This window comes from Arthrobacter sp. JDC6 (assembly GCF_056484025.1).
In genome coordinates this window covers 4,027,926-4,051,651 of the sequence record NZ_CM151278.1, presented here as the reverse complement: position 1 = coordinate 4,051,651, position 23,726 = coordinate 4,027,926, and the positions used below count along the sequence as shown (strand labels likewise).

The following is a 23,726-nucleotide window of genomic DNA, read 5'->3' as shown; positions in this document are numbered from 1 at the left end:
CCTACCTACTACCACCGCAAGGAGCCCCATGCCTGTGTCACGCGCTTCGGCGACCAGCCGCCGCCCCGCCCGGGTGCTGCTGCTTGAAGCGGCAGCGCGCCTTTTCTATGCCCAGGGGGTGGCCGCCACGGGAATCGACACCATCACTGCCGAGGCGGGCGTTGCCAAAAAAAGCCTCTACAACAACTTCACGTCCAAAGCGGACCTCGTGGCCGCCTACCTGGAAGCACGGCATGAGGAGTGGCTCGGCCTTTACCGGACGCGGCTGGAAAAGGCCGGGACCCCGTCGGAGCAGGCACTGGCGGTCTTCGACGCCTACCTCGACCACGCAAATGCCGCCTACCAGCACGGATTCCGCGGCTGCGGGCTGCTCAACGCGGCGGCTGAACTGCCCGCAGGGGACCCCGGGCGGACTGCAGTGCGGCTCCACAAGGAGGAAGTGCAGGAACTCCTGGCCCGGCACGTCACGGCACTGTTGCCCGGGAGGGAGGGGCAGGCGCCTGCCGTTGCCGCCCACTTGGCCTTCCTCCTCGAAGGTGCCATGGCCAGGGCAGGCCTGGAGGGCGGCGACGTGCCGCTGCGGCAAGCCCGGGCCATCGCCGGGCAACTGCTGGACGACCTGTGAACAACAAGCCAAACCATCAGCAGGCCCAGCCCTGGGGAGCGCTCTCCATAGTGGCGGCATCCATCCTCTGGGGAACCACCGGAACAGCGGCCACCTTCGCGCCCGCCGTGAGCCCACTGGCCATCGGCGCGGTGGCAATGGGGCTGGGCGGACTGATGCAGGCACTGTACGCCGCACGGCACATTGCCGTTCAGTCGGGCAGCCTGCTTGCGCGATGGCGCCTGGTATCTCTCGGTGCCGTGGCGGTTGCTGTCTACCCCCTGGCCTTCTACAGTTCCATGCGCCTCTCCGGAGTGGCCGTGGGTACGGTGGTTTCCATCGGTTCAGCGCCGGTAGCGGCCGCCCTGATCGAACGTTTCGCGGACGGGAAGCCGCTGAGCCGACGCTGGATTCTCGGGGCGCTGCTGGGAATTGGCGGGGCAGCCCTGCTGTCCCTTGCCGGGCACTCGCCGGCAGCACCCGCACACGGGGCTGCTGGCGCCGGGGCTGATTCCTGGAACTCGACTTCCTTGACTTTGACTTCCTTGGCGCCGACGGCGGGAATCCTGCTGGGGCTGCTGGCCGGAACTACTTATGCTCTGTACTCCTGGGCGGCACACCGGCTGACCGGTGACGGGGTCTCTTCACGGGCGGCCATGGGCGCCGTGTTCGGACTCGGCGGGCTCCTCCTGGTGCCTGTCCTTGCCGCAACGGGACGCCCGCTGCTGGAGTCCTGGACCAGCGTCAGCGTCGGCGCCTACATGGCGGCGGTCCCCATGTTTGCCGGGTACCTGCTGTTCGGGTGGGGCCTGGCCCGGGTAGGGGCGAGCACGGCCACCGGCATCTCGCTGCTCGAAACCGTGGTGGCCGCCGTCCTGGCCGTGCTCGTGGTGGGAGAACGGCTCCCAGCACTTGCCTGGCTTGGCGCCGCCGTCGTCCTGGCAAGCATGTTCATCCTGGCGCCGCGGCGGCAAACTGCTGCGGCACCCGGGGGCCGCGCAGGTGCACCACCACGGCCATCAGCCGGTGGTCTGCCGGCCGCCGCTCCGGGCCAGCACCGTGGGACCGAGCAGCAGGCAGGCGCCCAGCCCCAGCAACAGAATCCCTAGCACCACCGCACCGGGAGCCGGCAGCCCGGCCCCCGCGATAATGAGCACCACACCAATCAGTGCCGCCGCCATGCCCGGGAACAGGCCTGCGGGGAGACGGCGTGCCGGATAGCCGGACAGCAGTTCCATGGCCAGGTGGGGATCGTCCGCGATCAGCCCCAGTTCCAGCTCCTTGAGCAGGCGTCGCTCCTCATCGGACATTGGCATGGCAGGCCCCGGCTTCCTTGGGCGGCGGTATCGGTATCGACCGTAGGAGCCTTCTACCGGTTAGTCAATAGTCCGGGGTCCGGGCTGGAAGCCGCCTACCGGCGTCGTAATTCCGCGAACTCGATGGACGGCACGATTGCGCCCGCGTCCCGCTCCACAAAGTTGATTCCCGGCGGCACCAGGTCGTCGATGGCATCCAGTACGGTCTCGCCCAGCTGGACATCCGCCGCGCGCAGGTACGCCCGGAGGTGTTCCTCGCTGCGCGGCCCGATGATCACGCTGCTGATGGCGGGATGGGTCAGGGCAAACCCCACGGCCAGGTCCACCAGGGACATTTCCAGCTTGTCCGCCAGCCGGGCCAGCGAGTCCGCGGCCAGCAGCTTCCGCTCGCTGGATGGCCCGGAGATGTCGTACCGGCCGGGCAGTGTGTGGACCCGGGTGGGCGGCTTGCCCGATTCGAGGACGAAGCTGCCGGACAGCCAACCGCCCGCGAGTGGGCCGTAGGCAAGCACGCCCAGGCCATACTGCTGGGCGATGGGCAGGACGTCCCGCTCGTTGCCGCGGACCAGCATGGAGTACGGAACCTGGTTGCCCAGCGGCGGGATCAGATGGTTTGTGGTGGCCAGCCACTGGGCCTCCACCAGCTGGGCCGGCGTGAACACCGAGGTCCCGTAATACAGGATCTTGCCCTGGCGGATCAGGTCGTTGAGGGTGGTGATGGTCTCCAGGACGTCGGTGTTGTAGTCCGGCCGGTGCGCCTGGTACAGGTCGATGCGGTCCGTCTGCAGGCGCCGGAGGCTGCCCTCCACGGCCTGGGTGATCCAGCGCCGCGAGTTCCCGGAGTGCGCCGGGTTGGGGCTCATCTGGCCGTGGAACTTGGTGGCCAGGAAGACATCGTCCCGGCGGCCGCGGAGGGCCCGGCCCACCACCTGTTCGGACTCACCCTGGGAGTAGACGTCAGCGGTGTCGATTGCGGTGATGCCGGCGTCCAGGGCTTCATGGATGATCCGGATGCTCTCGTCCGCGCCGGTGGGGGCGCCCTGGGAGCTGCCGTTCCCCTCGCCGAAGTTCATGGTGCCCAGGGTGAGGGGACTGATGGGGGTTCCCGACCGTCCGAACACCCGCAGTTCGCTCAGGCTCATCTGCGGCCTCCTCCATTCAGTTGCCGTGCCTTGGATCGTCACGAGGCTACACAGATTCGGCAGGCCGCCACAGATTCCCGCCTTAGTCCTTCTCTTTTCGTCGTACGGAGTAACCGGCGCCCCGCAAATGACGTTTTGTGGCGCGCACGCGGCACTCCATAGCGCCTATATTGAGGGATGGGCTCCTCCAATAGTGACGACCAGTTCGTCCAGTTGCATGACATCATCATGGGCAGCGGCAATGTTGCTGATTTCCTGACTGAGCTGTCCTCTGTTGCAGCCTCCGCCGTCAGCGAGGACGCGGGCGTGTTCGTCGAGTGCGGCGTGACCCTCCAGCGCCGCAAACGCAGTGCCACCATTGCGGGCAGCAGTGAACGCGCCGTTGTCCTGGACAAGCTGGAGCAGGTCCTGGGTGAGGGTCCGTGCATTGCGGCGCTGGAGGCCATGAAGCCCGTCATCCTTTCCAATGTGGAGACCGATACCCGCTGGCCCAAGTACCAGAAGCTGCTGGCCGAGAACGGCTGCCGCAGCGTCCTGGGCGTCCCGCTTGCCCTGGACGGGCACCAGTCCGCCGCGTTGAATTTTTTCGCTTCGGAACCGGACGTGTTCGCTGACGAAGTCGTTCGCAGGGCTGAGGGGTTTGCTGACCTCGCGGGCCGCGCATTGAGGCTGGCACTGCGGATCGCCGACGCCCAGAACCTGGCGGACGACCTGAGGGCCGCAATGGCCAACCGCACCACGATCGACCTGGCGTGCGGGGTGATCATGGCCCAGAACCGGTGCAGCCAGGATGAAGCCATGGCGCTGCTCACCAAGGCGTCCAGCCACCGGAACCAGAAGCTGCGGGACCTTGCAGCGGGAGTCATCGGCCGGGTCAGCGACGGAGCCGTGACCACGCACTTCGATCCGTAACGTCCACCTCCGGAACCCGTCCTGATCCGCCTGGATGCCGTCCCGGTTTCGCCTCCGCGCCGCCCTGCAATAATCTGAACCAACGGTTGTGCACGGGGGTGTCAGCGCCCGGTACAACAGCACTGTAAGTTCCGGGACCATCACAGACGAGGCGGACACCCATGACGGCTTCAGACCAGCAGCACGCACCAGGCCCAGCGATCCCAGCAGGCCCTCCCGCCGCTGCGGCCGGGCCAGTCGATCCGCACCTGCTGCAGCAGCTGGCCGACGCGCATGGTGTGGGTACGTCCTTCCAGGGCTGGGATGGGCTGCCGCATTCCGTTGCCCAGGAGACGCTGGTCAAGGTGCTGGCAGCCCTCGGTGTGGAGGCACACACCAACAGTCACATTGAGGCTGCACTGGCCGAAGCCGAACTGGCGCCGTGGCGGCGGATGCTGCCGCCCGCCGTCGTCATTAAGCAGGGCGAACCGGCCCAAGTGCCGGTCCACGTGCGCGACGGCGCCACCGCGCGCCTGACCGTCACCCTGGAAGGTGGAACCGGACAGCGCGAAGCGGTCCAGCAGGATGTCTGGGTCCAGCCCCGGGAGGTGGACGGCGTCTCCACGGGACGTGCCACCTTCGCCCTTCCCCAGGACCTGCCCTTGGGCTGGCACACGCTGCACGTCGAGTCGGAGGGCGCTACGGCCAGCGCCGCCCTGGTGGTAACCCCTGCGCGGCTGGCCACGGCAAAGCCGCTGGAGGAACGCCGCGGCTGGGGGCTGGCCACGCAGCTGTATTCGGTCCGCTCAAAGCGGTCGTGGGGCATCGGCGACTTTGCGGACCTGGCGGACCTGGCCGCGATCAGTGGTGCGCGCGGCGCCGACTACGTGCTGGTCAACCCGCTGCACGCGGCCGAGCCGGTACCGCCGGTCCAGCCGTCGCCCTATTCGCCGTCCACCCGCCGGTTCTTCAATCCGCTGTACATCCGCATCGAGGCCATTCCCGAGCTGGCATACCTCCGGCCGCGGAAACGTGCGGCGCTGGAAAAGCTGCACGAGGAAGTGGCATGGCTGAACCGGGAAGGCACCCGCCTCGACCGCAATGCCGTGTACGCGGCCAAGCTGCAGGCGCTGGAAATGCTTTATCACACGCGCCGTTCACCGGCCCGGCAGGCCGCCTTCGATGAGTTCTGCCGCAGCTCCGGCCGCGGCCTGGAGGACTTCGCGCTCTGGTCAGCCATCCGCGAGGACCTGGCGCCGGACGACCCCCTGTGGACAGACCCGGAGTGCGCCATCGGAACACCGGAAGCCGAAGCCCTCCGGGAGAAGCTGGCGGACCGGATCGGGTTCCACCGCTGGCTGCAGTGGATCTGCGACGAGCAGCTCGAGAACGCCCAGAGGGCCGCGCTCCGGTCGGGGATGCGGCTGGGCGTGGTGCACGACCTTGCAGTAGGCGTGGACCACAGCAGTGCCGACGCCTGGACGCTGCGCGGCGTGCTGACCCCGAACACCAGCGTGGGCGCACCTCCTGACATGTACAACCAGCAGGGGCAGGACTGGGGCCAGCCCCCATGGCACCCCGCACGCCTGGCCGAGGCCGGATATGAACCGTTCCGCAACATGCTGGCCAACGTGCTCAGGCATGCCGGCGGCATCCGCGTGGACCACATCCTGGGACTCTTCCGGCTGTGGTGGATCCCCATGGGGAACGCTCCGGGGGATGGCGCCTACGTCCGCTACGACCACGAGGCCCTGATCGGCATCCTCGCGCTCGAGGCGCACCGCGCCGGTGCCGTGGTGATCGGGGAGGACCTGGGCACTTTCGAGCCCTGGGTGCGTGACTACCTTGCGGCCCGGGGGATCCTGGGCACGTCCATCCTGTGGTTTGAGTACGACGGCGATTCGCCCCTTGCGCCCGAAAAGTACCGCACGCAGGCGCTCGCCAGCGTCAACACCCACGACCTGCCACCCACCGCCGGCTACCTTGCCGGGGACCATGTGGGGCTCCGAAGCCGGCTGGGGCTGCTGGAACGGTCCGAGCAGGAGGAGCGCGCGGAGCACAACGCGTCTTTGGAGAAGATGTTCGCCCTGCTGCGCGAGCGCGGGTACCTCTCCGAGGGCGCCGCCGGCGGCGTGGAGGGGCAGCCGTCCGAGGAGCACACCATCGAGGCGCTGCACCTGCTGCTGGCCCAGGCGCCGTCGGTCCTGCTCGGCGTGGCCCTGGTGGATGCGGTGGGGGAGCGGAGGGTCCAGAACCAGCCCGGAACCACAGAAGCCCTGTACCCCAACTGGCAGGTGCCCCTGGGTGGGCCGGACGGCAAACCCGTCTACCTTGATGACCTCCCCGCCAACAAGCGGTTCAACTCGCTGCTCGCGGCGGTGGAGGGAGCCCTGCACCGGGCCTAAGCGGTTCTCAAGGCAACAGGCCCCGCCGCTTTTGTAAGCGGCGGGGCCTGTTGCCGTAGTTGCTTTGCCTGGTTTGCCTTGTTCGGCGGGTGAACTAGTTAGCGGCGATCACATGGGTGAAGTGGTCGTACCGGAAGGTGACCGGGCCGCCGTCGTGCTCAAACACTATGTTGGCACCCGGGGAAGCGCCGCCGGCCCCATAACTGATGTCCCAGCTGCGGTTCAGGGCCGCCTTGAACTCGTAGCTTCCCGCAGGAAGGTCCGGAACGGACAGCTTCCACACGAGGTCTGCCGGGTCCAGCACCAACTGCGCCTGGTTACAGGACGGCTCCCAGTCCGAGGCGCAGCCCAGCTCGCTGTCCATGCTTCCGGCTGCCGCCACGGCGGCCGGCTGCTGCGAGGCGTAGACGGCGCTGAGCAGGTGGGTGCTGTTGTCATAACGGAAAGTCACCGGGCCGCCGGGATGGTCCAGCACGATGTTCTGCCCGTTGAGCTGGCCGTCGGCGCCGTAGTTTTCGTCCCAGCCGCCGTTGAGCGCTGCCTTGTATTCGTACTTCCCGGCCGGCAGGTCCACGGTCAGCCGCCAAATGCGGTCCGCCGGGTCCAACACCATCCGGGCCTGGCTGCAGCCTGGATCCCATTGTGCGCTGCAGCCCATCGCCTGGTTCAGTGATCCGGCCACCGTGACCGAGTCGGGCTGCGGGGCCTGGCCCACCGTGACAGTCCTGGTTTCGCTGGTGACGTTGTAGCCGGTGCCGGTTATGGCCGCCCGATATTGGACCTTGGTGCCGTCCGCCAGCCCGGTCACGTCGTCGGTTGCTGAGTAGACGGGCGAGGACGAGTCGGTGCCCACAGCGGTCCAGACCCCGCCGCCAACACTGCGCTCGAAGGACACCACGTGGTTGGCCTTCTCCGGGTCAGCGGTGGCGCTGAGCTCAACCTTGCCTTCCACGCTGCTGCCCTCCGCAGGCTTCTGCAGGGTCAGCACGGGCGCGGGTACGGCCGCGGAGCGGCTTTGGCTGGTGGCGGAATGCCCGCCGTTGTCCAGAACGGTGGCGCGGTACTCCAGCGGTGTGCCGGCATCCAGCGCCGCGACGTCGTGGAAAACCTGGTACGGAGCGGTGTCGTCCGTGCCGATCGGCTGCCACGCGCCGCTCGCCGTCCGGGCTTCAAAGGTGACCTCGTAGAACGAAGCACCGTCGACGTCGGCCGTTACGTTGATGCGTCCGTTGTCACCAGGCGCGGCGGCCGGCTGCCGGAGGGCGACGGCGGGAGCCTCCTTGGAGTGCGGAATGCGGCCCGAGGATTCGTAGACGACGGCGGAAAGCGGCGGCACGGTCACGGTCAGTTTTGCGTCGTCAGAGGTTTTGGCTTCATCGGCGCCTTCGCCGTAAACGCGCATGTAGCTGCGCTTGGCGATGTAGGTGGGGACTTCCACCGTCTGTGTCTGGGTGCTGTTGTTCAGTGCCACCACGTATTCGCGCTGGTCCTTGGCATCGGTGCGGGAGAAGGCGTAGATGCCCGGCCCGTCAGAGGCGTAGCGGTGCTGGTGTGCGCCATTCCGCAGTGCCGGGTGCTCTTTGGTGAGGGCTGCAAGCTCCCGGATTTTGGCGTAAAGCGGGTGGCTTGGATTGAAGTTGTCCGTGGCGTGGGTGGCGTCCGTGCCCAGCAGGTCGTCGTCCAGGTAGTCCGGGACTTTGCTGGCGAAGAGGGTCTGGCGGGCATCCTGGTCGCCGCCCGGGCCGGTGAAGCCCTGTTCGTCGCCGTAGTACACCACCGGGTTGCCGCGGGAGAAGTACATCAGCTCGTGGGCCAGCTCGTCGCGTGCCACCTTCTCGGCATCGCCTGCGGCGGGGTTGTCCTGGGCGATAAAGCTGCCGATGCGGCCCATGTCGTGGTTGCCCAGGAACGTGGGCAACTCATAGACGTTGGAATCGGCGTCGGTGTACCAGTCGTCACCGGCGAAGAACGCCTGGAGCGCCTTGGCGTCCTGGCTCTTGGAGGCAAAGTTGCGGGCGGCATCCTGGAAGGGGAAGTCCAGCACGGCCTGCATCTTGTTGCGGGTGGTGAACTGGGACGTGAAGCTCTTGGTGGTGTCGAAGACCTCGCCGAACATGAAGAACTCGTCCTTGCCGTGCTCCTTGGCGTAGCTGAGGACGTTGGGGCCGAATTCCTGCCAGAACTCGTTGTTCACGTGCTTCATGGTGTCGATCCGGAAACCGTCCACGCCAAAGTCGCCGATCCAGGACTTATAGATGTCCTCCATGCCGTGCACCACGGCGGGGTTTTCGGTGAAGAGGTCATCGAGGCCGAAGAAGTCGCCGTACATGGAGTCCTCACCCGTGAAGGTGGTGTCGCCGCGGTTGTGGTACAGCGTGGGGTCGTTCAGCCAGGCGGGAACCTTGAGGTTTTCTTCGCCCGGTGCCAGGACCGGCTTGTAGGGGAATGACGTGTTGGCGTCCAGCCGGGGGAAGGTTCCGGTACCGGCGTAGTCGCGGTCGTCGAACGCTTCGCCGGAGGCTGTCTTGTAAGGGACTGCGTCCTTTGAGATGTAGCCTTTCCGGTTGCCCTCCTGGTAGCCGATGACGTCGGCCGTGTGGTTGGTGATGATGTCGAAATAGACCTTCATGCCGCGGGCGTGGGCCTCGTCGATCAGGGCCTTGAGCTCACCGTTGGTGCCCAGGTGGGGGTCGATCTGGGTGAAGTCGGTGACCCAGTAGCCGTGGTAGCCTGCCGACTTGTCCTCGGGCTGGACCGCCTTGTTCTTGAAGCTGGGGGTCAGCCAGATGGATGTGGTGCCCAGGCCCTGGATGTAGTCGATCCTGCTGCGCAGGCCGGCCAGGTCGCCGCCGTTGTAGAAGCCCTTCCTGGTGGGATCGAAGCCGGAGACCATGGGATCCGGCCCCAGGCCGCCCTGGTCATTGGCGGTGCTGCCGTTGCTGAACCGGTCTGCCATGACGAAGTAGAAGTTCTCGTCCGTCACGGGACCGCGGAGCGAATGCAGGGCGGTGGAGGATCCCTGGCCCTGGGCGCCGGGATTCTTGGAGCCTGAATCCTTGAGGCCCACCGCGGCATGGGCCGGGAGGACTGCTGCGGAAACGGCCACCGCAGCGGCAAGGAGGCCGGCCGCCGACCTCGCCGTGATTGCCCGGCCCGGGGCCCGGCGGCGGGTTGTGGGGTGCTGTGTTCCTGCGGGCTTTGCCTGCAGTTGGGCGCGTGGGGGCGCGCCGGGAGGGGTGCGGAATAACAAGGGTGAGACCTTCCTGGGAAGCAGCGCTGCTGTACAGGCTTGCCGTTGACAAGGGATGCGGCAGGAGGGTTCTAAGGACAGCATGCAGACCTGTGAACCAAGTCACAACTGTAAGCGCTTGCACTGAATTACTCCAGCGTCTGGGGAAGAGTAAGGGGGGGAAGCCGTAGCGGGCATCGCAGTTAGCCGGCGGACACCAAGGCAGTGGGAGAGGGGGTGCGAAGATCATGAAGCACGGGGCCCGGGAGCCCGGTGACGGGATCCAGTTCAAAAGTGGCAATGTTGTCCGACCTTTCGTGGGCCACGTGCAGCCAGCTGCCCCGGACCATGTGGTGCCGCGGCCAGTCCCCGCCGCTGTCGAAGTCCTTGACGGGGATCAGTTCGGTGCCGCCGGCTGCTACTTCCAGGACGCTGAGGAGGTTGGATCCACGCACGCCGGCGTAGGCGAAGTTCCCCTGCGGGCCAAGGCAGATTTCGGCGGCCGAATCACCGTCCTGGCTGCCGCCCGCAGTTGCAGGTCCGCGGAATATCAGCTCATAGGTGCCGGCCTCGGGCCGGACCACGAAGACCTCCACGGAGTACTCCGACACAATGAAGACGTTGCCCGTGGGGTGCTCCACCATGTGCCGGGGACCGGTGCCGCAGGGGAGGACCACCTCGTGGTCGGCTACCAGGCCGGTGCCCGGCTCATAGGTCCAAATGCGGAGGGTGTCGTGGCCCAGATCGGTCGTCATGATGCGCCCGTCGCGCAGCATCAGGCTGGCATGGGCGCGGCTCGGCCTGGGGCTGCCGGGGAAAAGGCCGGCGTGGGGGTCAACCGACGGTGCCGCGGGGAACCGTGCCGTCATGCCGCCGTCGTCATCCAACTCGTAGAGCAGGACCTGCCCGTCACCCCAGCATGCAGCGGTGACAAACCGGCCGTCCGGGTCCACGGCGACGTGGCAGGTGGCCTCTCCGGCAGGCTCCGGTGCCCCGGACAGTTCCAGCGCAAAGTCACCCCGTCGGCGGTAGGCCTGAACCATTTTGCGCTGCTCCGCCGCTGCGTAAACCAACGGCAGCGTCGGGTGCACGGCCAGGAACGACGGCGACTGTGCCTGGACTGCCGTGCCCAACCATTCAAGGCTTCCGTCCTGATGCTCCCGCACGGCCCCGATGCCATTGGCGCGGCCGCCGCCGTCGGGGGTGTAGGTGCCGATCCAAAGAATGTTGCTGGCTGTTCCCGTGGTCATTAACCCATCCTGCCAAGAGTTGGCATCCATTCCCGAGCACAAGGCCACCTATTAGCATGGGATTTCCAGCAGCGGACGAAGGAGGTGGATCCCATTACCGCAGTCACAGTTTTGGGTATTCCCGTTCGGTGCCGTCCGGAGAGCTTGGCCTAGCCGCCATGGGGACGCCCGTCTTCCCACCGAAAGGCGTTGCTGTGCCCCCTCTCGACTCACGGACTGCCGGCAGTCCTGCCCCGTCGCCGGTCTTCGAAGGCATTGTCTCCGCATTGCGGTCCGCCGGCTGCGTTTTCGCGGAGGAAGAGGCCCGCCTGCTGCTGGCGGAGGCCTCACTTCCCGGCGACTTAGCGCGAAATGTCCGGCGCAGGGTGGAAGGCGTCCCCTTGGAACTCATCCTGGGCTGGGCCGAATTTGCGGGCCGGCGCATTCTGGTGGAGCCCGGTGTCTTCGTGCCGCGCCGCCGTACCGGGCTGCTGGTAAATGAGGCCCTCGCCCTGCTGCCGGCGACGTGGCCGGAGGGGCCCCGGCGGAAGCCCGCTGTTGTAGTGGACCTCTGCTGCGGGTCCGGAGCCGTGGGAGCGGCCATTGCTCATGAGGCGCCATGGACGGAGGTGCATGCGGCGGACATCGATCCTGTGGCCGTCCGGTGCGCCAGGCGGAACGTCGGGCCCGTGGGCGGCCAGGTTCACGCGGGGGACCTGTTTGATGCCCTGCCGCGTGAACTGCGTGGCCGCGTCCGGGTGCTCGTGGTCAATGCTCCCTACGTGCCCACGGAGGCAATCCGCACCATGCCCCCCGAAGCGCGGCTGTACGAACCTGCGGCATCCCTCGATGGCGGTCCTGATGGACTGGACTTCCACCGACGCGTCGCCGCCGGGGGCATCGGATGGCTGGCTCCCGGCGGGCACCTGATCATCGAAACCAGCCAGCGGCAGGCATCCGGCACCTCCGCAATCCTGGCCGCCGCCGGGTTCGGCACCCGGACAGTCCATTCGGAGGAAGTGGACGGCACCGTGGTCGTGGGGCGCGTGGCGGCAGGGACCCACTAACCCCGTCCTCCCGCTCCCCAATATCTTGCCTGCCGCCTGGAGGATCGAGCCAACCAGGCCCAGCAGCCGTGGACCGCACGTAACGGTCCTTCTGAACCGTCCGGAAAACCCCAGGACCGGCCCGTCTGCGTTATCTATTCGTCTTGGGGTTGGGGTGGTGGTGGTTTGAAGTAGTGGTTTTGTTGGGGTTTTTGGATGGGGTCGATGTGGGGTGGGGGGATGAAGGTTGGGGTGTGGTTGGTGGTGGTGATGGTCCATTGTTCTTTGTGGATGAGGTGGTGGTGGTGGCTGCAGAGCAGGACGCCGTTGTTGATGGTGGTGGGTCCGCCGTGTGACCAGTAGGTGATGTGGTGGGCTTCGCACCAGGGTGCGGGGATGGTGCAGTTGGGGAAGGCGCAGCCTTGGTCGCGGGTGGTGAGGGCGGTGCGTTGGGCGGGGGTGAAGAGGCGGGTTTTGCGGCCGAGGTCGAGGATTTCGCCGTGGGTGCCCAGGAGCGCGGGGATGATGTCGGCGTCGCAGGCGATTTTGCGCAGGGTGGTGGCGGCGACGGGTCCGGTGAACGCGAAAGCCCCGGTCCCTGCCTCTGTCCCTGTGCCTGTCTGTGTCCCTGGTGGTGCGGGTCTTCCCGGCCGTTCTCCTGTCGCTGTTGCTGTGGTGTGGGTGGGGAAGAGGTCCCGGTAGTGGATGGTGGCGATGATTTGGGGTTTGTTGCCGCCGGTGGTGGGCAGGGTGTTGGTGGCGAGTGCGGTTTTGGTGGCGGTGATGATGCCGTCGAGTTGTTTTTGGGCGCGGGTGCGCCTGTCCAGGTCAGGCGGGGCCGGCTGGGCGGTGTGGTCGGTTGCGTTGTTCGCCGTTGCGATGGTCCCGGTGCCGGTGGTTGGGGTGGTAGTGCCGGTGCTGGTGTTTGGGGTGGTGGTGCGGGGGTTGGTGGCGGTGTTCATGACGGTGAGGAGGTGTTCGTATTGGTCGGTGGTGGCGAAGATTTCGAGGTGGTGCAGGCCGTGGCGTGGTTTGCGGATGAAGGCGCCTTGCGTGTGGCGGAGGGCTTCTTCGGTGGGTTCGGTGCCGTCGGCGTCGATGGTGTCGGTCCAGCGTTGGGCCAGGCGGGTGAGGAAGTCGGGGTCGGTGCTGGTGGCGGCGGTGGTGAGGTGGTGTTCGATCCGGTCCAGGGTGTCCGGGGTGGTGTGGTGTTGGAGCCGGTCCAGGGTGGCGGTGATGAGGGTCGCGGCGTAGGAGGACACGGCCGGTGCCTGGAGGCTCCCGGTGGGCGGTTGCGTGGTGGTCCCGTCAGTGGCGGGGTGGGGGGTTAGGGCGGTGGCGAGGTGGGGCCGGGTTGGTGGGAGTGGTTGGCCGGTGAGGCTGGTGCGGGGCAGGGTGTGCTGGGCGAGGGTGAGGCGGCGGCGTGCTTCGCGGATGGGGATGCGGAGCCTGAGGCGGAGGAACTCCGCGGTGTTGCGGCAGCCGTCATCGGCAGGGGAGGGCGGGGCCAGGGGTCTGCGGGCTGCTGTGGTCCTGGCCGTGGCCTGGGTGCGGGTGCGGTCCACGGCGCCGGCGGCCAGGAGTTGAAGGTACTCCACGGTGCGGGCGAGTTCCTCGGCGTGGCCGGCGTAATCGGCGGCCTCGAGATAGGTGGCAGTGGCTAGGATGCCCGGGGCTGCCAGGGCGGCGGTGGCGAGTTCTTCGGCAAGTTCCCCGAGCGTGGCAGGTGTCCGCGGGATGGGCGGAGGCGCGGACAGCTTCGCAGCCGGGTTTTCAGCCGCGGGTACAGGCCAACGGGGGCTGGATCCGTCAAGGCGGGATCCGTCAGGGCTGGATCCCTCACCGCCGGGGACGGCACGAAGGCGGGCCGGACTCACCACCCGGCTGTCGGCGTCGTCAGCGTTCCCGCCGAGCAACCCACCGTATAACCCGCCGAACGGCCCGTCCAGCTGCTCCCCAATGGCCTCCATAACCCAACTCTGCCAGCCACCACCGACAATCAAGAGCCCCCAAAACCCCTATGTGGAAAACCCGGCAGGGCGGCAATGCAGGCCGCGTTAAACGCTGCCGGCCGCCGCGTCCCCCAAGGATCGCGACGGCCGGCAAGGCGATTCAGTTGTAGCACAAAGCCCGCATCTTCCCATGTCATACGCACTTCCATGCGTAATGATGAGGGCGGAAGCGGGAATCAGGCCTTTGTGCCCGTCCCGTCGGACGTACCAAGGTTGGTGGTGTCCGGGTGCGTGCTGTGGGCCGGGATGTGGTCTTCGCCCAGGCTGTTGGCATCGCTCCCCACGGAAGAGGTGGTGGGAGTACCTGTGGAAGGCCCGGATGACTGGCTTCCGCTGGAGCTGCCCTCCCGGTGCATCGCAGAGCCAATGACCGTGCCTGCCCGGCGTGCGGCTTCACCCAACTGGTCCGCAACCTCGGGAGCCTTTTCCTTGATGGCCTCGGTGGCCACGGATACCTTGTCCTGGACCGGCTTGCTGTCCCAGATGCCGGCTGCCCGGGCCTTGAGCTTGTCATAGGCGGCACGGCCTGACCGCGAGCCGAGGACATAACCTACAGCAACGCCTACACCCAAAAGAAGCTTGTTTTTCACGATGAACTCCTGCTCTGCGAGAAGGTTGTCAGTCCCGGCCGGCGTATCGGGCGCCTAATACCGGAGAAAAAGAAAGCCGGCCTGGGGATGGTGTCCCCAGGCCGGCTTCCTGGCTTGCCCGTACAGTTATCCGCGGGCGCTTCGCTTGGTGACCATGCCGTAGATGGCAAGGACGATCAGCGAGCCGACGATCGCCAGCAGCCACGTCTGGATCGAGAAGAACTCCTGCAGTCCGCTGCCGAAGATCATTCCACCCAGCCAGCCACCGAGGAAGGCGCCAACGACGCCCAGGATCAAGGTGATGACCCAGCCGCCACCCTGCCTGCCCGGCAGGATCGCCTTAGCGATCGCACCAGCAATAAGTCCGAGAATCAGAAATGCAATAAATCCCATTTGTTGCTCTCTTCCTGCTTAGAGGAGGCCTCCGGGTTCCGGAGGCACTTCATCCTTCTGCCCCAATAGTAATCATGCTTACTATCTATTTGCCAACCCCGCTTTTGGGAAAAAGAGCAGTTCAGGAGTGTTTTAGTGCCCGGTTTTGTCCGAGTCGTTGCCCGCACCGGGGCCCTCGTCGAGGATCGATAATTCCGCTAGATCCTGCGGGTCCAGGGCGAAATCGAACACGTCCAAATTCTCTGCCATCCGCTCCGGGGAAGCGGTCTTGGGAATCGTTACCAATCCGTTTTGTATGTGCCACCGAAGGACCAGTTGGCCAGGTGTTTTTCCATGCTTTTCGGCCAACTGGGTAAGGATGGGAGCACCCAATAAGCCGGCGCCCGATCCGCCAAGCGGGCTGTAGGATTCCGTGACAATCCCGTGGCGTGCGTGGAATTCACGTTCTGCGGTTCGGGTGATTGCGGGGCTGAGCTGGATCTGGTTTACCGCCGGAACCACATCAGTCTCCGCCATCAGCCGTTCCAGGTGCGCGGGCTTGAAGTTGGACACCCCGATGGACCGGACTTTCCCCTGTGCCTGCAGCCGTTCGAACGTCTGCCACGTGGAGACATACTGGTCCCGTCCCGGCAGCGGCCAGTGGATCAGCAGCAGGTCCACATAATCCAGCCCCAGGCGCTTCAGGGATCCATCCAGGCCCGCCACAGCGCGGTCGTGGCCCTGGAATTCCCCGTCCAGCTTGGTGGTAATGAAGAGTTCGCTCCGGTCCACCCCGCTGGCGCGGATGCCGTTGCCCACGCCGCGTTCGTTGCCGTACTTCACGGCGGTATCGATGTGCCGGTAGCCGGCTTCCACGGCGTGTACGACGGCGGCAGCCACCTGTTCGTCGTCCAGCGGCCAGGTGCCAAGCCCCAGTTGCGGAATCCTGTTGCCATCATTGAGGTCGATGAGGGGTGCAAGTGTCATGCCATCAGTCTGCCCTCCCACGGCCGTTCCTGTCCCTAGGCGGGGTCCTCAGCCAGCTTCCGCTTCAAAATCTTCCCGCTGGGCCCCAGCGGGAGTTCGGAAAGAATCCTGATCACCCGAGGGTACTTGTACGCCGCGAGCTGGTTGCTGGCGAAATCCATCAGCTCAGTTTCGCTGACGGTTGCCCCGGCATCCAGCACGATCGCCGCTGCGATTTCCTGCCCGTGGACGTCATCGGGGATGCCGTAGACGGCAGCACTCACCACAGCCGGGTGGGTCAGCAGGACTTCCTCCACTTCCCTGGGATAGACGTTGTATCCGTTGCGGATGATCATGTCCTTCTTGCGGTCCACGATGGTGAGGTACCCGTCGTCGTCCTTCGTCCCCAGGTCACCGGTGCGGAACCAGCCGTCCACCACCGCCTCCGCCGTTGCCTCCGGCCGGTTCAGGTACCCCTTCATCAGCAGGTGCCCGCGGATGACGAGTTCACCGAGTTCCCCGTTGGGCAGCAGCTCAATGCTCTCCACCGTCTCCGGGCGGGCGATTTCGATGTCGACGCCCCAGATCGGGATCCCGATCGTTCCGGGCCGCGGCGCCGTGCCCACATGGTTGAAGGCCGCCACCGGGGAGGTCTCCGTCAGGCCGTAGCCCTCATGGATTTCCACCCCGAAGACGTCGCGGAACTTGTCCATGACGGCCAGTGGAAGCGATGCTCCGCCGGAGATGCCGTAGCGGAGCGCCGTGGGCCGGTCCGGCACGGTCTTGGCGGCTTCCAGGAGCGCTACATACATCGTGGGTACGCCCAGGAAGATGTTGACGTTGTGCCGTGCCAGCAGCTTCAGGGCGTCCTCGCCGCTGAAGCGCGGCATAAGCACGATGGTGGCCCCGGCGCGCAGTCCGGTGTTGAGGACCACGGTCTGTCCGAAGGTGTGGAAGAGCGGCAGTCCGCCGAAGAGGACGTCGCCAGGCCGGAAGTCCATCACGCTGGTCAGCAGGACACTGGTCTGTTCCACCAGGGCGAAGTGCGTGCCCAGCGCGCCCTTCGGTTTACCGGTGGTGCCCGAGGTGTACAGGATGGTGGCTGTATCCGACGGGCGGCACGGCTCATACGTCCGGATCGGCTCGGTGCGGGCGGCCTCCGCTTCCAGTCGGGGGAACCCGCCGTCGTCGGGAGCCATCACGGTCAGCACGTCAATGCCGTTGGCCGCCGCGCCGGCGGCCCCCTCCGCCAGCAGGGGAGCGGCGCAGACCAGCAGCTTGGAACCGCTGTCCTGGAGGACGTACTCGATTTCGCGTGCCTTCAGCAGGGCATGCACCGGGACAACGATGGCGCCGAGCGACAGGATGGCGTAGTACACCCGGGCGAAGTCCGGGACGTTGGGGATCAGGACGGCGACGGCGTCTCCCGGGCCGATGCCGCGGGCCCGCAGGGCTCCGGCGTAGGCCCGGGTCTGGCTCCAGAGGTCGGCGTAGCTGACCTGGTCCTCCCCAACGACGAGGGCAATGCTGTCCGGAGTCCTTTTGGCTGATTCAGCCAGGACGGCTGCGACGGAGATGGTGGCGAAGCCGTCGGCGGAGTGGGTATTGGTCATGGCCTGCTTCTTCGGTGGGAGGGTCATGCTTTGAGGATGAGGGCGTCGCCCTGTCCGCCGCCGCCGCAGAGGGCCACGACGCCGGTGCCACCGCCGCGGCGCTTCAGCGCCAGCGCCTGGTGCAGCACCAGGCGTGCGCCCGAGGCGCCAACGGGGTGACCCAGGGCGATGGCACCGCCTTCGGCGTTCACGGCTTCGGGGTCGATGCCCAGGTCGTTGGCGGACTGGATGAGGACCGAGGCGAACGCCTCGTTGATTTCCACCAGGTCCAGTTCCTGGACCGTGAGCCCCTCGTCCTTGAGGGCACGTTCGATGGCCCGGGCAGGCTGGGAGTGCAGGGATCCATCCGGTCCCGCCGTCTGGCCGTGTGCTCCGATCTCGGCGATCCACTCCAGCCCTGCGGCAATGGCGGCCGCCTTGCTGGCGATGACCAGGGCTGCGGCGCCGTCGGAGAGGGGAGACGATGAACCGGCGGTGATGGTGGCCGTCTCCTCCTTGGAGAACGCGGGCCGGAGCTGCGCCAGTGATTCGGCCGTGGTTTCCGGGCGGATGCCCTCGTCGTGTTCAAGGACTACGGCAGGTCCTTTCCGCTGCGGCACCTCGATTGGCGCGATTTCCTCGGCCAGCACCCCGGCGGCCCGGGCCGCTTCGGCGCGCTGGTGGGAGCGGGCCGCCACGGCGTCCTGCCCGGCACGGGTGATCCCGCGCTCGGCGTTGCCGGCGTCGGTGGCCTCGCCCATCAGCTTGCCGCTCACGGGGTCCTGCAGCCCGTCGTGGTTCAGGGAGTCGAGCATGGGAGCGTCGCCGATGACGACGCCGGCGCGAAGCCCGGGGACCAGGTGCGGTGCGTTGGTCATCGACTCCTGGCCGGCGGCGACAATGAAGTCGGCTTCCCCGGTGCGGATCATCCGGGCGGCGTCGATCACGGCCGTGAGGCCGGACAGGCAGAGCTTGTTGATGGTGATGGTGGGGACGTCCCAGCCGATTCCGGCGGCCAGGCTGGCCTGGCGTGCGGGACCCTGGCCGGCGCCGGCCTGGATGACCTGGCCCACGATCACGGCGCCGATCTGCTCCGGCGCCACGCCGGTGCGTTCCAGGGCGGCGCGGATGGCATGGGCGCCCAGTTCGCTGGAGGAAAAGGGCGTGAGTCCGCCGCGGAACCTGCCGAACGGGGTGCGGGCGCCGCCCAGGATGACGGGGATGTTGGCGTTCTGATTCAAGAACGGTCCTTTCAGGGATGCGGGGCGGAGATCAGGCGAAGGCGGACATGCCGGTGATGCCCCGGCCGATGATCAGGGCCTGCACAGTCTCGGTGCCTTCGTAGGTGTGGATGGCTTCGATGTCGGCCAGGTGCCGGGCCACGCGGTTTTCCAGCAGGATGCCGTTGCCGCCCAGCAGGTCGCGCGCATTGGACGCTATACCCCGGGCGGTCCGGGTGCAGGTGTACTTGGCCAGCGACGCCTGCTCCGGGGTGAGTAATCCGGCGTCGTCCAGCCGTGTCATCTGCACCACCATCAGTTGCATGGTGGCCAGTTCGCTGAGCATCCGGGCCAGCCGTTCCTGCACGATCTGGGAGGCGGCCAGCGGCCGCCCGAACTGCTTGCGCTGCCTGGCGTACTGCACGGCAGTCTCGTAGCAGGCGGTGGCGTGCCCGACGGCGGACCAGGCCACGCCCAGGCGGGTGGCCAGGAGGACGCGGGCTGTGTCCTTGAAGGTCCGGGCGCCCGGCAGGACGTTCCCTTCCGGGACAAAGACGTTTTCCAGCCTGATATGGGCCTGCCAAATGGCGCGCAGGGCCAGCTTGCCCTCGATTTTGGTGGCGGTGTAGCCGGGGGAGTCCTGCGGGACCAGGTAGCCATGGACCTGGCCGTCGTCGCCGCGGGCCCACACAACGGTGACGCCACCTACGGAGCCGTTGCCGATCCACTTCTTTTCGCCGTTGAGCAGGAAACCACCGTCGGTACGGGTCGCCGTGCTTTCCAGGGCCACCGAGTCGGAGCCGTGGGTGGGCTCCGTCAGGGCAAAAGCGGCGTACTCGCTGCCCCTGGCGATCGGCGGGAGCCAGCGCTCCCGCTGCGCGGCTGATCCGCATTCCGCCACGGACCGCAGGGCCAGGCCGCCCTGGACAGCGATCATGGTTGCCACGGAGCCGTCACCGCGGCTGATCTCCATGTTTACCAGCCCGGCGGCAATGCTGCTCATCGGCGCGAAACCATCAACCGCCACGCCGTCCCGCAGCAGGTCCAGTTCGCCAAGGCGCCGGAGCAGGTGCAGCGGGTACTCGCCGCGTTCCCAGTAGCCGTCGATGACGGGGAGGACCTCATCCTGGACGAAGCGGCGGGCCCGGTCCCAGTACGCGCGGTCCTCATCGCCGATGCGGGTGAAAACGGATGCGGGGTCAGTCCCGAGGGCCTCGGTCAGAAAGTAGTCCGGCTCCACGGTGCCTGCAGGAAAGCCTGCGGGGCTTTCGGTGCGGCCGGACACGTCGGTCCGCGACGTCGTCGTCATTAATCTGCATCCTTTAAATCAGTGGCGGGAAGCATGTGGCTTGCACCACACCGACTAAGGATGCCTTGAAACTCAGTTCCACGTCAAGAAACTGGGTACCACGGAGGGATGCAGCGGACTAGGGAAGGGCGTCGAGGACGGCCTGGGCGATCGCCTCCCTGCCGGCCTGGCCCGGGAGAACGGTGACGACGACGGTCGGCGCGGGTTGGGCGGTGGCGGCGGCACCAAGGAGTGCAGGCCGGAACGTATCTGAGAGGGCACGAAGTTCGGCCGCGAGGGCTGCAGCCCTTTTCCGGTCCCCATCGTCGGTTTCCCCGGCGCCGGGCGAGGCGCGCAACCACTGCCGCAGGAAGGCGTTGTGCACGGCCACCACGGCTGCGGCGAAGGCCACGGCCTTGTATCCGCTCCGCTGGTCGTCGGGCAGCCTGTCGTTCAAGTATTTCAGGAATGCCCGCTCGTACCGGTGCGACGTGACCAGCTCGCGGTCCCTGAGGGCCGGAACCGCCTGCAGCAGTCCATACCGGGCCCGGGACGTATCGCGGTTCCGCATATGGTGTTCGAAGACCAGCAGTGCCGCGTCCGCGACGGCGGCCAGGGGCTCGAGCCTGGATTCCGCGAGCCGGTCATTCACCTGGCGCAGGATCCGTTCGTGGTCGGCGAAGACCACGTCCTCCTTTGACCCGAAGCGTCGGAAGAACGTGCTCCGGCTCATGCCCGAGGCCTCGGCAAGCTCCTCAACGGACGTTGCATCGAAACCCTGCGAGGCCAGGAGCGCGATGGCGGCGGCGACAGGCTTATCGACGGGCTGTTCGGAAGGGGGCAACGTCATGCGCCGAAATTAGCACAGCCGGCAGGCATCGCTGGCCCGCCGCTGGATGCGGCGGCCCCAGCGATACCGGCGACGCAGGCTCAGGCGCCCTGGCGGGACCAGCCGGTGAGCTTGTCCGAAAGCTGCATATAGGCTTCGTCCACCTGCTGCAGCTCCGGGTGGCTGTCGTACCAGTCCACAATTTCCCGGGCCCCGTCCGCGAACGGGATGGTTGCGGTGTAGTCCGGGACCAGGGACTTGATCTTGGTGTTGTCAAAGACCACTGAATGGGACCGGTCGCCCAGGAGGTTGGAACCGAGTTCCTGGTCATGGGCGGCGATGGTCTCGGACGCCACGTGCACCAGTTCCGGCTCCCGGATCCCAGCTGCCCGGGCGAACAGCCGGTAGATCTGGTTCCAGGGCAGGTACTCGTCAGAGGTGATGGTGTAGCTCTCGCCCACCGCCTGCGGCCTTCCGAGCAGCCCGACGAACGCCTTGGCGAAGTCCTTGCTGTGCGTCAGCGTCCACAGCGAGGTGCCGTCGCCGTGGACCATGACGGGGAGGCCGCTGCGCATCCGGTGGATGTCCGTCCAGCCGCCCACCATGGCGATCTTGGTGCGGTCGTAGGTATGCGACGGCCGGATGACTGTCAGGGGGAAGTCCTGCTCCCGGTAGGCCCGGAAAAGCAGTTCCTCGCACGCGATCTTGTCCCGGGAGTACTGCCAGAAGGGGTTCTTCAACGGCGTCGACTCCAGGATAGGCAGCCTGGTGGGCGGCTTCTGGTACGCGGAGGCGGAACTGATGAAGACGAACTGGCCGGTCCGCTCCCGGAACAGGTCCATGCTTGTTTGCGCCTGGTCCGGGGTGTAGGAGATGAAGTCCGCGACGGCGTCGAACTCCCTGCCTCCCAGGACCTCCCGGACCGACGCCGCATCCCGGACGTCCGCGTGCAGCACTTCGGTCCCGTCCGGGACCGGCCGGGTGGACCGGCCCCGGTTCAGGATGGTCAGCCGGTGGCCGAGCTCGACGGCCCGTTCCGCCGCCGCGGTGCTGATGACGCCGGTGCCGCCGATGAAGAGGATGCTCCGCGGCGCCACCGTATCGGCAACAGGCGGGGTTACCACGCGTAGTCTTCCGGCGCCGTGCGGTGTCCCGGGAAGATGTCGTCCAGCCGCTTGAGCGCGTCGTCATCGAGGGAGACGTCCAGGGCGCGGATGGCGGCGTCCAGCTGTTCCTGGGTGCGCGGGCCGACGATCGGGGCGGTCACGGCAGGCTGGTGCAGGAGCCACGCCAGGGCAACGTCGCCGGGCTCATGGCCCAGTTCATCGGCGAAGTCCTCGTACTGGCGGATCTGGTCCTGGTGCTTCTTCAGGGTTTCGGCCGCCCGTCCTTCGGTCCGCCGCACGCCCTGGCGTTCCTTCTTCAGCACACCGCCCAGCAGCCCGCCCTGCAGGGGCGACCAGGGGATCAAGCCAAGGCCATATTGCTGTGCCGCCGGGATGACTTCAAGTTCCACCTGGCGCATGAACAGGTTGTAGATGGACTGCTCGCTGACCAGGCCGGTGTAGTTCCGGCGGCGGGCTGCTTCCTGGGCCTGGGCGATGTGCCAGCCGGCAAAATTGCTGCTGCCCGAGTAGAGGATCTTCCCCTGCTGGACGGCAACTTCGATGGCCTGCCAGATCTCGTCCCATGGCGTGTCACGGTCAATGTGGTGGAACTGGTACACGTCGATGTAGTCGGTCTGCAACCGCTTGAGGCTCGCATCCAGGGCCCTGCGGATGTTCAGTGCCGAGAGCTTGGATTCATTGGGCCGGTCCGTCATGGTGCCGTAGAGCTTGGTGGCCAAGACGGTGTGCTCGCGGCGCTCGCCGCCCTTGGCGAACCAGCGCCCAATAATTTCCTCGGTCCAGCCGCGGTGGTCTGCCCCGCCGTAGACGTTGGCGGTGTCAAAGAAGTTGATGCCGGACCCGTGCGCGGAGTCCATGATGCTGTGGGCGTCCGCTTCCTCCGTCTGAGGCCCGAAGTTCATGGTGCCCAGGCAGAGGCGGGAAACTTTCAGGCCGGAGCGGCCAAGGTGCGTGTACTGCATGGAAAATCCTTTCGGTGGCGGAGCGTTCCGGCGGCTGGGTTGCCGGACGCTACATCTGGGTGAAGGCGGCGACGGCGGGATCGGACCCGATGCGGGCACCGGACTCCAGTGCCGTGATGGCGGCCAGTTCGTCCTGGGAAAGCTGCAGGGATGAGGCTGCGAAGTTTTCCCGGATCCTGTCCGGGTTCGCCGACTTGGGAATGACGATGTTTCCGCCGGCAAGGTGCCAGGCGAGCACAACCTGGGCTGCCGTGGCGTTGTGGGCATTGGCGATTGCCGTGACGGCGTTTCCGTTCAGGTCCCCGCCCTGCCCCAGCGGACTGTAGGCCTCCACCGCGATGCCCAGGCCCCGGCACTTGGCTGCGAGGTCCACCTGCTGGTAGCTGGGGTGCAGTTCGATCTGGTTGACGGCCGGAACGGTTTCAGCCGACTGCAGCAGTGTGTCGAGGTGGTCGGAGAGGAAGTTGGAGACGCCGATGGCGCGGATTTCCTTGTTCTCGTACAACCGCTCCATCTCCTTCCAGGCCTGGACGAAGAGCCCCTGTGAGGGGACCGGCCAGTGGATGAGGTAGAGGTCGATGAAGTCCAGGCCCAGTGCCTTGCGGCTGTTCTGGAACGCTTCCTGCGCCCGGCCCTGCTCGCCGTTGCGGAGTTTGGTGGTGACGAAGATGTCCTCACGTGCTATCCCGGTGGCGGCAAGTGCCGCCCCAACCCCTGCCTCGTTGCGGTAGGCCGCGGCGGTGTCAATGTGGCGGTAGCCCGCTTCCAGCGCGTCCTCCACGGTCCGCTGGGTGTCCTCCGGAGGGACCTGGAAGACGCCGAAGCCAAGCTGCGGGATGGTGACGCCATTATTCAGGGTCAGGTTCGGGGTCAGCTCTGACATGGTGTGCTCCTTGGAAAGTCTGG

The 23,726-nt window shown here is 66.8% G+C and carries 20 protein-coding genes; 5 read left to right on the top strand and 15 right to left on the bottom strand.

All coding sequences use genetic code 11. From position 1 onward, the window contains the following. The first annotated feature begins 28 nt into the window (after positions 1-28). Together ACV095_RS18740 and ACV095_RS18735 are read left to right on the top strand one after the other, a co-directional pair. Positions 29-625, top strand: coding sequence for a TetR/AcrR family transcriptional regulator (locus tag ACV095_RS18740; RefSeq protein ID WP_056388214.1), 597 nt, complete (start codon positions 29-31; stop codon positions 623-625). Beyond that, positions 622-1,713 carry a DMT family transporter gene (locus ACV095_RS18735; RefSeq protein WP_018772087.1) on the top strand — a complete coding sequence of 364 codons (1,092 nt, stop codon included), beginning with the start codon at positions 622-624 and terminating at the stop codon, positions 1,711-1,713. The genes ACV095_RS18740 and ACV095_RS18735 overlap by 4 nt, the downstream gene beginning before the upstream one ends. Here ACV095_RS18735 and ACV095_RS18730 read toward each other — a convergent pair. Continuing rightward, positions 1,624-1,920, bottom strand: a complete 297-nt coding sequence (locus ACV095_RS18730) for a DUF3040 domain-containing protein (RefSeq protein WP_224084219.1) — start codon at positions 1,918-1,920, stop codon at positions 1,624-1,626. The two genes, ACV095_RS18735 and ACV095_RS18730, sit on opposite strands and share 90 nt — an antisense overlap. A 95-nt stretch (positions 1,921-2,015) precedes the next feature. After that, positions 2,016-3,062, bottom strand: coding sequence for an aldo/keto reductase (locus ACV095_RS18725; RefSeq protein WP_478222465.1), 1,047 nt, complete (start codon positions 3,060-3,062; stop codon positions 2,016-2,018). A 177-nt stretch (positions 3,063-3,239) separates the two neighbouring features. Here ACV095_RS18725 and ACV095_RS18720 point away from each other — a divergent pair, with 177 nt between their 5' ends. Beyond that, on the top strand, positions 3,240-3,974 hold the full coding sequence (locus ACV095_RS18720; protein WP_134166011.1) for a GAF and ANTAR domain-containing protein: 735 nt from the start codon (positions 3,240-3,242) through the stop codon (positions 3,972-3,974). Between the two features lie 161 nt (positions 3,975-4,135). Continuing rightward, positions 4,136-6,358 carry a 4-alpha-glucanotransferase gene (gene malQ, locus ACV095_RS18715; RefSeq protein WP_478222464.1) on the top strand — a complete coding sequence of 741 codons (2,223 nt, stop codon included), beginning with the start codon at positions 4,136-4,138 and terminating at the stop codon, positions 6,356-6,358. Positions 6,359-6,452: 94 nt separating this feature from the next. Here the strand turns inward: malQ and ACV095_RS18710 are convergent, their stop codons facing one another. Together ACV095_RS18710 and ACV095_RS18705 are read right to left on the bottom strand one after the other, a co-directional pair. Further along, a complete protein-coding gene (locus ACV095_RS18710; RefSeq protein ID WP_478222463.1) occupies positions 6,453-9,608 on the bottom strand; it encodes an alpha-amylase family glycosyl hydrolase in 3,156 nt (1,051 codons plus the stop codon). Positions 9,609-9,790: 182 nt separating this feature from the next. Further along, a complete protein-coding gene (locus tag ACV095_RS18705; protein ID WP_018772081.1) occupies positions 9,791-10,837 on the bottom strand; it encodes a lactonase family protein in 1,047 nt (348 codons plus the stop codon). Between the two features lie 266 nt (positions 10,838-11,103). Here ACV095_RS18705 and ACV095_RS18700 point away from each other — a divergent pair, with 266 nt between their 5' ends. Next, entirely contained in the window at positions 11,104-11,883 is a 780-nt protein-coding gene (locus ACV095_RS18700; protein ID WP_478223479.1) for a putative protein N(5)-glutamine methyltransferase, read from the top strand. A gap of 134 nt (positions 11,884-12,017) precedes the next feature. On the opposite strand, the gene ACV095_RS18695 is transcribed toward ACV095_RS18700, so the two are convergent. From ACV095_RS18695 to ACV095_RS18645, 11 genes are all read right to left on the bottom strand, one after another. Beyond that, on the bottom strand, positions 12,018-13,832 hold the full coding sequence (locus ACV095_RS18695) for an HNH endonuclease signature motif containing protein (RefSeq protein WP_478222462.1): 1,815 nt from the start codon (positions 13,830-13,832) through the stop codon (positions 12,018-12,020). Between the two features lie 218 nt (positions 13,833-14,050). Continuing rightward, positions 14,051-14,464 (bottom strand): hypothetical protein, encoded by a 414-nt coding sequence (locus ACV095_RS18690; RefSeq protein ID WP_056391090.1) that lies wholly within the window; start codon positions 14,462-14,464, stop codon positions 14,051-14,053. Between the two features lie 126 nt (positions 14,465-14,590). Continuing rightward, complete coding sequence (locus tag ACV095_RS18685; RefSeq protein ID WP_018769627.1) at positions 14,591-14,857, bottom strand: GlsB/YeaQ/YmgE family stress response membrane protein; 267 nt, start codon at positions 14,855-14,857, stop codon at positions 14,591-14,593. A gap of 132 nt (positions 14,858-14,989) precedes the next feature. Further along, a complete protein-coding gene (locus ACV095_RS18680; RefSeq protein WP_018769628.1) occupies positions 14,990-15,823 on the bottom strand; it encodes an aldo/keto reductase in 834 nt (277 codons plus the stop codon). A 35-nt stretch (positions 15,824-15,858) separates the two neighbouring features. Beyond that, a complete protein-coding gene (locus ACV095_RS18675; protein ID WP_478223478.1) occupies positions 15,859-17,415 on the bottom strand; it encodes a long-chain-fatty-acid--CoA ligase in 1,557 nt (518 codons plus the stop codon). Positions 17,416-17,438: 23 nt separating this feature from the next. Further along, positions 17,439-18,635: an acetyl-CoA C-acetyltransferase gene (locus ACV095_RS18670; protein WP_478222461.1), complete on the bottom strand. Its 1,197-nt coding sequence runs from the start codon at positions 18,633-18,635 to the stop codon at positions 17,439-17,441. A 31-nt stretch (positions 18,636-18,666) separates the two neighbouring features. Then, entirely contained in the window at positions 18,667-19,923 is a 1,257-nt protein-coding gene (locus tag ACV095_RS18665; protein WP_478222460.1) for an acyl-CoA dehydrogenase family protein, read from the bottom strand. A 118-nt stretch (positions 19,924-20,041) separates the two neighbouring features. Further along, positions 20,042-20,752 carry a TetR/AcrR family transcriptional regulator gene (locus ACV095_RS18660; RefSeq protein ID WP_166673153.1) on the bottom strand — a complete coding sequence of 237 codons (711 nt, stop codon included), beginning with the start codon at positions 20,750-20,752 and terminating at the stop codon, positions 20,042-20,044. Between the two features lie 80 nt (positions 20,753-20,832). Then, on the bottom strand, positions 20,833-21,855 hold the full coding sequence (locus ACV095_RS18655) for an SDR family oxidoreductase (protein ID WP_134166056.1): 1,023 nt from the start codon (positions 21,853-21,855) through the stop codon (positions 20,833-20,835). After that, positions 21,849-22,820 carry an aldo/keto reductase gene (locus ACV095_RS18650; protein ID WP_056391073.1) on the bottom strand — a complete coding sequence of 324 codons (972 nt, stop codon included), beginning with the start codon at positions 22,818-22,820 and terminating at the stop codon, positions 21,849-21,851. Before ACV095_RS18650 ends, ACV095_RS18655 begins: the two co-directional genes overlap by 7 nt. 49 nt (positions 22,821-22,869) lie before the next feature. Further along, a complete protein-coding gene (locus ACV095_RS18645) occupies positions 22,870-23,703 on the bottom strand; it encodes an aldo/keto reductase (protein WP_056391069.1) in 834 nt (277 codons plus the stop codon). Positions 23,704-23,726: the final 23 nt, after the last annotated feature.

Bases quoted from the DNA above. Each gene is read 5' to 3' on its own strand.
- ACV095_RS18740 (WP_056388214.1), top strand. From the start codon at position 29: ATGCCTGTGTCACGCGCTTCGGCGACCAGCCGCCGCCCCGCCCGGGTG.
- ACV095_RS18730 (WP_224084219.1), bottom strand. From the start codon at position 1,920: ATGCCAATGTCCGATGAGGAGCGACGCCTGCTCAAGGAGCTGGAACTG.
- ACV095_RS18725 (WP_478222465.1), bottom strand. From the start codon at position 3,062: ATGAGCCTGAGCGAACTGCGGGTGTTCGGACGGTCGGGAACCCCCATC.
- ACV095_RS18720 (WP_134166011.1), top strand. From the start codon at position 3,240: ATGGGCTCCTCCAATAGTGACGACCAGTTCGTCCAGTTGCATGACATC.
- malQ (WP_478222464.1), top strand. From the start codon at position 4,136: ATGACGGCTTCAGACCAGCAGCACGCACCAGGCCCAGCGATCCCAGCA.
- ACV095_RS18705 (WP_018772081.1), bottom strand. From the start codon at position 10,837: ATGACCACGGGAACAGCCAGCAACATTCTTTGGATCGGCACCTACACC.
- ACV095_RS18695 (WP_478222462.1), bottom strand. From the start codon at position 13,832: ATGGAGGCCATTGGGGAGCAGCTGGACGGGCCGTTCGGCGGGTTATAC.
- ACV095_RS18685 (WP_018769627.1), bottom strand. From the start codon at position 14,857: ATGGGATTTATTGCATTTCTGATTCTCGGACTTATTGCTGGTGCGATC.
- ACV095_RS18680 (WP_018769628.1), bottom strand. From the start codon at position 15,823: ATGACACTTGCACCCCTCATCGACCTCAATGATGGCAACAGGATTCCG.
- ACV095_RS18675 (WP_478223478.1), bottom strand. From the start codon at position 17,415: ATGACCAATACCCACTCCGCCGACGGCTTCGCCACCATCTCCGTCGCA.
- ACV095_RS18665 (WP_478222460.1), bottom strand. From the start codon at position 19,923: ATGACGACGACGTCGCGGACCGACGTGTCCGGCCGCACCGAAAGCCCC.
- ACV095_RS18660 (WP_166673153.1), bottom strand. From the start codon at position 20,752: ATGACGTTGCCCCCTTCCGAACAGCCCGTCGATAAGCCTGTCGCCGCC.
- ACV095_RS18650 (WP_056391073.1), bottom strand. From the start codon at position 22,820: ATGCAGTACACGCACCTTGGCCGCTCCGGCCTGAAAGTTTCCCGCCTC.
- ACV095_RS18645 (WP_056391069.1), bottom strand. From the start codon at position 23,703: ATGTCAGAGCTGACCCCGAACCTGACCCTGAATAATGGCGTCACCATC.